This window comes from Legionella saoudiensis, from assembly GCF_001465875.1.
In the GTDB taxonomy this organism is placed as follows: Bacteria; Pseudomonadota; Gammaproteobacteria; order Legionellales; family Legionellaceae; genus Legionella; species Legionella saoudiensis.
In genome coordinates this window covers 333,964-343,527 of the sequence record NZ_LN901323.1, presented here as the reverse complement: position 1 = coordinate 343,527, position 9,564 = coordinate 333,964, and the positions used below count along the sequence as shown (strand labels likewise).

The following is a 9,564-nucleotide window of genomic DNA, read 5'->3' as shown; positions in this document are numbered from 1 at the left end:
ACATGGTTTCCTTTTTCATCAAGATACGGTTAAAGATAGGGTTATCGGGTTTGAAACGCCTCCGGGAATATTCTTAATAATTAAAGTAATATCTATATCTTTGGTTGCCATTGGGACATTTCCCGCTGAAAAAAGTTTATTGTTTTCTAGCTTTAACCATTGTGGCGGGTTATAACCCTCCGCAAAGCTGATTTCATAAGGTATGTCCTCATATTCAGGCCATACATCACGATTAGCTACAAAATCATGGGCAAAGGGTTGGCCAGGAATAATTAAAGGTAGTTGCGGATTAGACTGCCTAAAGCCAGGGGTAAGCGTTTCATCGATGCTTACTTGCAAAGGAACTTTTATTTTTTCCGAGTCGCCTCCGGTATGCGTATTCGCATGTAAGGTAATATAATATTTTTTACCTACTGCATGTTCAGGAATATAACCTTCCAATATCTTAGGGTTTTGTGGGGAAATTTGTATCCTGAATGACTTAACTTCATCAATTTTTTCAAGTTTAGGCTCAATTTCGTCAATCTTTACGACAAGAGAGTCGTCTTGTGCAGGATCCTTGATATATTGTGATAAATCAGTCGCAAACTGTTTTCCTACTGGTTGCTCCAGTTCGAAAAGCTCGATGGTTGGTTTTTTGCTACTGTCATAAGCAATCGGGATCCTAAGTTGGTATGGCTCTGAATCCCCACCTGTATTAGAGGTAGCGATAAGGGTCAGTATTGCCATATCTCCAACTAATGCCGGATTGGGCTCTCCTTCCAGCACCAAAGGATCTTCGGCACTCAACGCGAATCCTGATTTAACTTTAGAATTGTCCTCGACTCTAAACCTTACTTGGTTAGTCACATTAAATCCCGGTGTATTTTCGAGTAAGGTCATTAATTTGAGTTGATATTTTTCCTTAGGTGGGGCACTGAGAATAGGAATATTTGGTTTAAAGCGAGGAGTATTGGCTTTATTATATTGAACATGAATCGTTAAAGGGACAAATTCCGTTTCACTTAATATATTAGTGGCACCTACATGGAATTTAAATTCACCGACTTGGTTAGGATTCCCATAGATGGAAAAGTCCTTTTCATCAAAATACAATCCCATTTTATTTAAGGTAACGACTTCTCCATCTTTCATCTTCAAAAAGACTGGCGCGCTATTCTTAACACTCTCCCAATAATTATTAATCATATTTTTTAAAGGAAAATAGAACTTACCTCCTATCTTTGCATCTTGCGGTGCAATAACTTGCATTGACAAAGGACGATGGATAATAGTAACGGTATAGGCCATAGGGTAGGGCTTGTTATTTTTTCCGACTTGATAAGAAAATTGTCCTGAAACAGTTTGCCCTATTTCTAAAACTTCCGTGTGGAGAACAGCCACCATATTACAAATAGCATTTCTGTGAGGCTTGCAATCCTGATCATTTATAAGACCGGGGCATTGTGGATCTAGATTTCCAACCCCAACCGTTAAAGGTTGTGGGAGCAAATTCCAGATTTTTAATCCATGCATATAACTGTACTGCAAGGTCATAGGGATGGTTTTTATCTCTCCCTTATATGCCGTAAATTGAATATTATTTTTACCAGTTTCTTTAAAGGTAAGAGATACGCTCATTGGATGATCTTTGCATATGTTAGCCCAACAAACACCCCACAACAACATAAAGCCAAACAACACTAATCTTTTCACAACCAAATCCTTTAAACAAAAATAACTGGGCACATCAACAGCAACGGTGATGTGAATTAATGATTTTTGGTTTAAAACTCATGTGTCACACATGAAGTAGAGAAAAAATAGGATGAGGAGAAAAAAGGTGCGATGTTGGCTAACTAGCGATACTGTGCATTCCATAAGTTGGTTCTTGTATATTTTCTTCATGATTTAATTCCGTAATTTCCATGGCATCTTCCAAGCCAGGGGTTCATCCTAATCAATTGAGGCTGCAAGGTCAATAAAAAATGTTATTTTTTATTAACTTATTTATGTAAAATTAATACCATTTAATATCAAAATGTGTGCGATAAAGATAATCTGCATCTTTTTTAGTTAGCGTGCAAATTTCTAGCTGATGTGTATCTCTTCATGAATTAATCCCTGGCATTTGCTGTTTAAGCATTGGTATACCCAAAATGAACCACAACCAATGAAATATAGGAAAACAAACCATAAACCTAGTAGTGGGTCGAGCAGGAAGCCTATAAAAAAGAGAGCGAAAAATAAAATTTGAATTATTAGGGTATAGAAAAAGGCTTTGCTGTTTAAGCGCATGATGATAATCCTTTCTTGGGTACTTGCTTGAGGGATATGGTATATGAATAATTCTTTTTATTCAATGCCTTAGAATTGGCTCTTAACTAGCTGTATTTGCCTTGTTATAAATGGAGGCGCGGGGCTTCGCTGCACTCAGCGCCAGCCTACAAAATCCCTTAAGTAAGTGCCATTAGTTGCGTGCAATCGGATTACATTTAATTTGTTCGGAAAAAAGGGTTAGCCAGTTTTTTTACTGGTTTTGTCATACTTTGCGAATACTTGCCCATGCCCCATTCCCCTCCTTAAAAATGAGCTATAATTTAACTATCCGCACTATAATAACGCATAAAGATAAGTGCTCATAATCTAATCGTTTAATAGTGTGCCCGGGATAATAACCAATGGTGAATCTGTGGGGAATTAGTAGTATGGCAGCATTAGCAGAGGAAAATGAAAACAGACAACTAAAGGACATTATCATTCAATTACGAGTGAAACTAGAAGCAAATCATATGGAAATGCAACGGCGAATTGAGAAAGAGCGTTCGGATTATAACCAAATTATTATTCAGCTACAGACCTCCATTGTTGAATTAAGAAATGAGTTGGAAAATATCAAACATCGACATTTAAAGAACCTGGAAGAATTAAAAAAAGATAAAAATAATGAAATTTACCAACTCCAAGAGACGATAAGGGAATTGAGAGGCATATTAGAAAAGGCAAATTTCATTGACGACCAAACTAAATAAGCTTTTAGCTCGGAAGTTTTTTAAGAACCAGAAAATATTTTTGAGAAATTAACATGCGCGATGTTGTACGTTACAAGAACATGAATTCAAAAAAATTTTATATGCTGTTGTCACAGATCTATCGTGATTTGGCTGCGACCTCTAATTTAAAAGAAATAACCAAAAAGCTTATTGATGTGACCGTTGATGTAATTGGCTGTGAGCGTGGCACCATATTTTTAAATGATCAAAAAACCAATGAACTTTATTCCTTTATTGCGCAAGGTGATTTGCATTTCGAAATTAGGATTCTTAACAACAGCGGTCTTGCTGGTTGGACCTTTACCAATAATGAAGCTGTTTTTTTAACAGATGTTGAGGAAGATGAACGACACAATAAACAGGTAGATAAAATTACCGGATTTCAAACCCGCAGTATTCTTTGCGTACCCTTGCGAAATGCCAATAATGAACTGATTGGCGTTACCCAAATGCTCAATAAAATCGATGGAGACTTTTCGGATTCTGATGTTAAATTTGTGCAAACCTTGACTGAGCATGCGGCAATGGCCATTCAAAATCAATTGACCATTGAGCAAATTGAATTATGTCATCAAAAAGATTTACATTTTCTGGAAACTATTTCCAATGTTTCCTCCGAAATTAATTTATCGTTACTGCTGGAAAAGATCATCGATACGGTTACCAAAGCCTTAGATGCAGAACGCTCCACTTTATTCATTAACGATGAAAAAACTAATGAATTATTTACCGAAGCCGGTATTGGTTTAGCCAAAAAACAAATACGTTTTCCCAATCACTTGGGGATCGCAGGCTCTACATTTACCAGTGGTGAGGTAATTAATATCCCCCATGCCTATGCCGATTTGCGTTTTAACCCTTCTGTTGACCGGCAAACTGGCTTTTTTACTCGCTCTATCTTATCGGCGCCTGTAAAAAATAAAAATGGCAAGGTCATTGGCGTTACCCAAGTTTTGAATAAGCGGCGCGGTGAATTTAATTCCGATGATGAATCACAACTATTAGCAATTAATTCGCAAATATCTATATCGATTGAAAATGCCAAACTCTTTGATGAGGTCCAAAGTATAAAAAATTACAATGAAAGTATTCTCGAAAGTATGACCAACACCGTATTAACCCTTAATACCAATAATCAAATTGTCACCTGCAATCGTGCAGGAATGAAGATGTTGAATCTTTCCTCCCTAAACCCACTCATGTTAAAAGATATTTCTGTCTTATTTAAAGATGACCCGAATAATTTGGTGGAAAAAATTACCACCATCAATCATGAGTCCTCGCAGGTAAAGCAGGAAGTGATGATGGATGTTGAGCTGGAGTTGATGAATGTAAAAATTACCGCAAACATTACCATTGTTCCCTTAATCAACGCCAATAATGAGCGTTTGGGTACCATGGTCATGATTGAAGACATTAGTTCTGAAAAGCGTATGAAGTCAACCATGTCGCGTTACATGAGCCCTGATTTAACCGAAAAACTCCTGCAATCCAGTGATTATTCTTTAGGAGGCACCAGTACCCTTGCTACGGTACTATTTTCTGACATTCGCAATTTTACTACGCTTTCCGAATCACTGGGGGCGGAAGAAACAGTGAAACTATTGAATGAGTATTTCTCTTTAATGGTGGATTGCATTCAAAATGAAGGCGGAATGTTGGATAAATTTATTGGGGATTCTGTGATGGCCGTTTTTGGCAACCCCTTCCCACATGATGACGATCCCGACCGCGCCTTACGGGCGGCCATTGCGATGATGCATGCCTTGGATGAGCTAAATCAACGCCGTATGGAGCGCGACTTGCCCTTATTGGATCACAGTATTGGTATTAATACCGATAAAATCGTCGCTGGTAATATTGGTTCCAATAAGCGTATGGACTTTACAGTGATTGGTGATGGGGTGAATCTGGCCTCCCGCATTGAAAGTCTATGTAAACATTATGGGGCGCATATTCTTATTAGTGAATTTACCTACGAGCGCTTAAAGTCGACCTATCGTATGCGCCATATTGATAAGGTTATTGTTAAAGGTAAAAATAAAGCAGTTTCCATTTATGAAGTAATAAATTTTTACGATAAAAAAGTATTTCCACACCAAATTGAGGTTATTAACCACTTTAATAATGGCATAGAGTTTTATAATAGTGCGCAATGGGATAAGGCTATCGCCTGTTTTGATGCAGCATTGGCGTTACATCCTCATGATAAGCCTTCAACCGTGTATATTGAACGCTGTAAGATTTTAAAAGAGCAGCCGGTCGATCCGGACTGGTGTGGTGTTTGGAAAATGTTGAGTAAGTAGTTATGCTTTTCCTCTATGTGCAGGCATGCTTCGGGTGCATCGCATCAAGGCTTGATTTCGCAATCAATAATCATGTGCTAGAGTGATATTTAACACCTGATTAGGAATAAATTAATTTACATGGAATCGGTAAAAAATATATCGTTTAAAACTGCCGCCTTATTTTTTTTAGGAACAACTGCGTTTGCTACTCCGCCAAGTTCAGGGCAATTGGTAATAATTAATGGCTTGGATAATTTAACCGCGGCTAATGCAAATACTAATTCGCGCTCCAACATTATGGTACAGGTCTATGACACCCATACCCCCTCCTCCCCTTGTTACACCACGCAAAGACTAGGATATTATAACGTTGCCATTATTAAATGGCAGGCCAATGGCGTTCATAGCGCCGCTTCTTGCGCCGGTACAGGAATAGGCACGGCAGCCATTTCTAAAGTTGTTATCACCCCATTAAATAAGTTGATTAATAATAGCGTTACGATTGTTTATGATGCTACTGTTGATACCAGTGTGCCTAAGAGTACTGCCAGCCCCATTGTCTTCACCCCACCAACAACGAGTTATGAAAACATGACCTTGCTTATCAATGGTAGTGGTATTCCTAATACCATTGGTCAAACTGCGAGCGCGACTAATTGGGGATTTACCGTAACCCCCACCCCGCCGGTTTTTGATGTAAGTACAGGCGCATTAAGTGCCACAGGCGTTCCTGGCGCGGTTGGGGCTTTCGGTTTAAGAGCGGAAAAACTAATGCGCCATTATGGCATTATCCCTTTTCACGCAACCACAAATGATGATGAGTTAATCTAGCTAAGAATAGATATGAGCATGAACTATAATTTATTAAAATTAATGGCTTTTTTTGCATCATTCGCTGCGCCAACAAGTTTTGCGATGGCCCCAAGTAGCGGTCAATTAGTAATAATTAATAATCTTGCCCATGATGGGGGAGTAGGTAACACCGGTCTCACCCAGTCCAGCATCAGGGTTGAAGTATATGATCATGCAAATAGCACCCAACCCTGCACCACGCTTACCAATCTTGCTTATGCGGGAGTGGCTATCGTTAGATGGGCCTCGATAGGGGTACATAGCCGTACTTTTTGTGTGGGTACTGGGCCTGGCACTCCAGCGATTTATCAAGTCAAAATTATCCCGCTGCCAAAGATTATAGGGAATACCAATCAAGTCGTATATGATGCGACCGCCCATATTCCGCAAGCAAGTGCGAGCCCTATTGTGTTCACTCCGCCAACCACTATTTATGGAAATGTAGTTTTAGTGGTTAATGGTAATGGCACACCGATTACGAGCAGTGGGCAAATGGCGGATGCAACGCATTGGGGATTTACGGTAAATCCAGCCACACCGGTTTTTGATTCGGGTAATGGTGCGATATTAACTACTGGCATTCCAGGAGCTTCTGGGGCTTATGGTTTGGAGGCAGAAGATATTTTGGCGCGTTATGGGATTCAGAGGAGTTTATAGGGTGATTCCTGACTCAATATAGTATTGAGCCAGGCATCACCCTACAATTTCATCGATTATTTGCTTAAAAATCTTAGTGAATTAGGTAAAAATGCTGAATTTCCCGCAGCACCAGCCTTCGCATAAAATGCCCCGCCATCAACATAATCCGCTGGTAATAGAGGAGCAACACTATTCACTTTATAAGCCCAAGTGATACCTCCATCGCTGCTCATAGCGACTAAAGGATAGGAAATTCCCGAGGTCGATTGATAAGACCCGGCAGCCATACAATAGGTACCCTGGCATGAGGATGTATTGAAATAACCACTACTCATAGTATCACCCACTAACACCGGATAGGTGCTATTAACACGATAATTCCAGGTTTGTCCTCCATCCGAACTAGCAGCTAACAGGGGAAAAGTACTTGTGGAGCTCTTTAAATAAGCACCTACGGCAATACAAATATTGCTACTACAACTCACATCATTAAAATAATTATCACTTCCCACAAAAAAATCAGAAGGAAGCTGTGGCGTCGTAGCATTAATAGTATAAGACCATGTTTGTCCAGAGTTAGAACTCGTTGCTGCTAAAGGATAAGAAGAACCTGCGCTAAAAGTTCCCACAGCCACACAAACACTACCACTGCAACTTATGGCATTCAACTGTCCCGATGCCAAGCCGGGGGGCGGAACTGGAGTTGTACCCGTGACGGTGGAACTCCAAGTCACGCCATTATCGACACTCGACATTACTAAGGGTTTATTATCTCCTGCGGTGGAGAAATAACTCCCTACCGCAACAAATTTTGTGCCGCTGGCGGCAGAACCAAAGAGAGAGCCTGAACCCAAATAATCAGTCGGCAAGGGTGAGCTTCCAGTCAAAGAATTAGTCCATTGAGTCCCCTGATTGGTTCCCGTAACAATGAATGGATAAGTAATAGAGCCAGTATACGTTCCTACAGCAATACAGGCAGTACTTCCGCAGCTAAGATCATTAAAATATCCAAAAGTTAAATCAGAAGGTTTTTCCGAGCTCGTATAGGTAGGAGACCAGTTCGCTCCTAAACCCGTACTCGTTTCCACTAAAGGCGCAATTAAACCTCCGGTCGTAGTGTATGCACCGCTGGCAACGCAGAAAGAATCAGCACATGCTACGGCATTGAAATAACCACCAGAAGAATAATCTGGAGGCAATGACGAGAGATTAACCGCCGTCCAATTCTGCCCAGAAGATGAGCTAATAGCCAGGAAAGCATTGGGTGTTTGTTCCCCACCAACAACACAAAAGCTGCCTACGCAACTCGCTCCATATAAATAAGTTCCTGTTGAAAAACTAGCAAGTGATGCTAAAGGATAAGCCCATGTCGCTCCTGCTGTCGTACTATATACGATCAACGGAGATGTTCCAGAACTAGAATTATATTGCCCTGCTGCAACAAAAAATGGCGGTGGCGGCGGTGGTGGTGGGGGCGGAGGCGGCGGTGGGGCTGGAATCATAGTGACATTCAAGGGCACGGCTGCAGAAGTGCATGTTACTCCTCTGCATAAGGCAAAACTACTAGAAACAGCCCCGGTAATATCCAATTGCAGCACGCAACTTGCTTTTGCAGCTAAAGAAATTACTGCAGGGCAATGACCATTGCTTTGATTTTGCGCTACCACTGGGGCAGGAAGCCCCTTAATAACATAACCCGCTCTGGTGGCGTTTGTATTATTAGTAATCGTGTAATAGGCTGCAACAGAACTTCCTTGAACTACAGTGGTGGGCAATGAAGTTCCTGGTGTAGGAGCAATATTAAATGTAGCGCCAGCGTTTGCCTGGTTTCCTATAAAAAAAGCGGTAAATAGTAAAGCTAAATTCTGTTTTTTCCCCATGAATAACATCCTGTTTTAATCGAAATAAAATGACCGTATTTCTTGCTTTCCGTGGCTGGTGGAACAAACCTAACCCGGCTATGTTTTATTTTACATAACTAATGCTTGCAATCACTTGATGTGCACCTGCATGATGTATGCCTACGGCAAAAGGCACCGAGGTGGTGAAATCACCCATACTGATCTGCCCGCCAGTTAATGAGGCATTACCTAAACCACTAAAACGATAACCAAACCCAAGGCGAATATTTTGGCTCATGTCAAAATCAAGACCAGCACCTAGGTTATAGCTAAATTCGGCCTTTGTATGATCCTTAAACGACGGGGTTAAATTAATACTGCCCGTTTCAGCGGTAGTAGCGCTAAAATGCCCTACTTTATTCCAGGCAGCACCCAAACCTACCTGCAGGTAAGGATGCAAGAATTTATCATTCGTGGCTAAGAGTTTAAATGAGGCAAGGACTTGTTGGCTTTGAAACTGGTAACGATAATGATACAAAGTGGAATAATCAGGGTCCATCCCTACGGTATGCTCCCCGTGGATTTGAATAGGCGTAAAATAATTGTACTCCACCCCTACTTGAGCCAATAAATCATACCAGGGTAATGAACGCTCTACGCCCAAAAAACCACCGACAACCCCTCCATTACGGCTATTCGTCTTAGAGTCATAAGAAAATAAACTCTCATCATCCCCTAAAAAATAGGCTTTCCCCGTTGCATCCATGTTGGCATAACCTCCAGTAAAAGAAATCACTGGTCTATAAGTAGGGAGCATAGAACGAATGCCTGATTCACCTGAAACCGCAAAAGAAGAATATAAAAGTGCTCCTGCGATGCTCAGAGCAGAAAAGCCTGAACGCATATAAATTA

Annotated in this window: 7 protein-coding genes; 4 read left to right on the top strand and 3 right to left on the bottom strand. The window is 40.6% G+C overall.

From position 1 onward, the window contains the following. Window positions 1-18: 18 nt before the first annotated feature. Window positions 19-1,695 carry a hypothetical protein gene (locus tag BN3124_RS07860; RefSeq protein WP_149865228.1) on the bottom strand — a complete coding sequence of 559 codons (1,677 nt, stop codon included), beginning with the start codon at window positions 1,693-1,695 and terminating at the stop codon, window positions 19-21. Window positions 1,696-2,660: 965 nt separating this feature from the next. On the opposite strand from BN3124_RS07860, the gene BN3124_RS07855 reads away from it, so the two are divergent. The 4 genes from BN3124_RS07855 (at window position 2,661) to BN3124_RS07840 (ending at window position 6,829) form a co-directional block, all read left to right on the top strand. Next, window positions 2,661-3,011, top strand: coding sequence for a hypothetical protein (locus BN3124_RS07855; RefSeq protein WP_058534247.1), 351 nt, complete (start codon window positions 2,661-2,663; stop codon window positions 3,009-3,011). Between the two features lie 53 nt (window positions 3,012-3,064). Next, window positions 3,065-5,338, top strand: coding sequence for a GAF domain-containing protein (locus BN3124_RS07850; protein ID WP_058534246.1), 2,274 nt, complete (start codon window positions 3,065-3,067; stop codon window positions 5,336-5,338). A gap of 120 nt (window positions 5,339-5,458) precedes the next feature. Then, a complete protein-coding gene (locus tag BN3124_RS07845; RefSeq protein ID WP_058534245.1) occupies window positions 5,459-6,151 on the top strand; it encodes a hypothetical protein in 693 nt (230 codons plus the stop codon). 18 nt (window positions 6,152-6,169) lie between these two features. Next, window positions 6,170-6,829, top strand: a complete 660-nt coding sequence (locus BN3124_RS07840; protein WP_058534244.1) for a hypothetical protein — start codon at window positions 6,170-6,172, stop codon at window positions 6,827-6,829. Between the two features lie 56 nt (window positions 6,830-6,885). Here the strand turns inward: BN3124_RS07840 and BN3124_RS07835 are convergent, their stop codons facing one another. Both BN3124_RS07835 and BN3124_RS07830 read right to left on the bottom strand, forming a co-directional pair. After that, on the bottom strand, window positions 6,886-8,691 hold the full coding sequence (locus tag BN3124_RS07835; protein ID WP_058534243.1) for a sialidase family protein: 1,806 nt from the start codon (window positions 8,689-8,691) through the stop codon (window positions 6,886-6,888). Window positions 8,692-8,776: 85 nt separating this feature from the next. Next, window positions 8,777-9,556: an outer membrane protein gene (locus BN3124_RS07830; protein ID WP_058534242.1), complete on the bottom strand. Its 780-nt coding sequence runs from the start codon at window positions 9,554-9,556 to the stop codon at window positions 8,777-8,779. Between the last annotated feature and the right edge of the window lie 8 nt (window positions 9,557-9,564).

Excerpts from the sequence above, each read along its gene's own strand:
- BN3124_RS07855 (WP_058534247.1), top strand. The coding sequence starts at position 2,661 with ATGGTGAATCTGTGGGGAATTAGTAGTATGGCAGCATTAGCAGAGGAA.
- BN3124_RS07850 (WP_058534246.1), top strand. The coding sequence starts at position 3,065 with ATGCGCGATGTTGTACGTTACAAGAACATGAATTCAAAAAAATTTTAT.
- BN3124_RS07845 (WP_058534245.1), top strand. The coding sequence starts at position 5,459 with ATGGAATCGGTAAAAAATATATCGTTTAAAACTGCCGCCTTATTTTTT.
- BN3124_RS07840 (WP_058534244.1), top strand. The coding sequence starts at position 6,170 with ATGAACTATAATTTATTAAAATTAATGGCTTTTTTTGCATCATTCGCT.
- BN3124_RS07835 (WP_058534243.1), bottom strand. The coding sequence starts at position 8,691 with ATGGGGAAAAAACAGAATTTAGCTTTACTATTTACCGCTTTTTTTATA.
- BN3124_RS07830 (WP_058534242.1), bottom strand. The coding sequence starts at position 9,556 with ATGCGTTCAGGCTTTTCTGCTCTGAGCATCGCAGGAGCACTTTTATAT.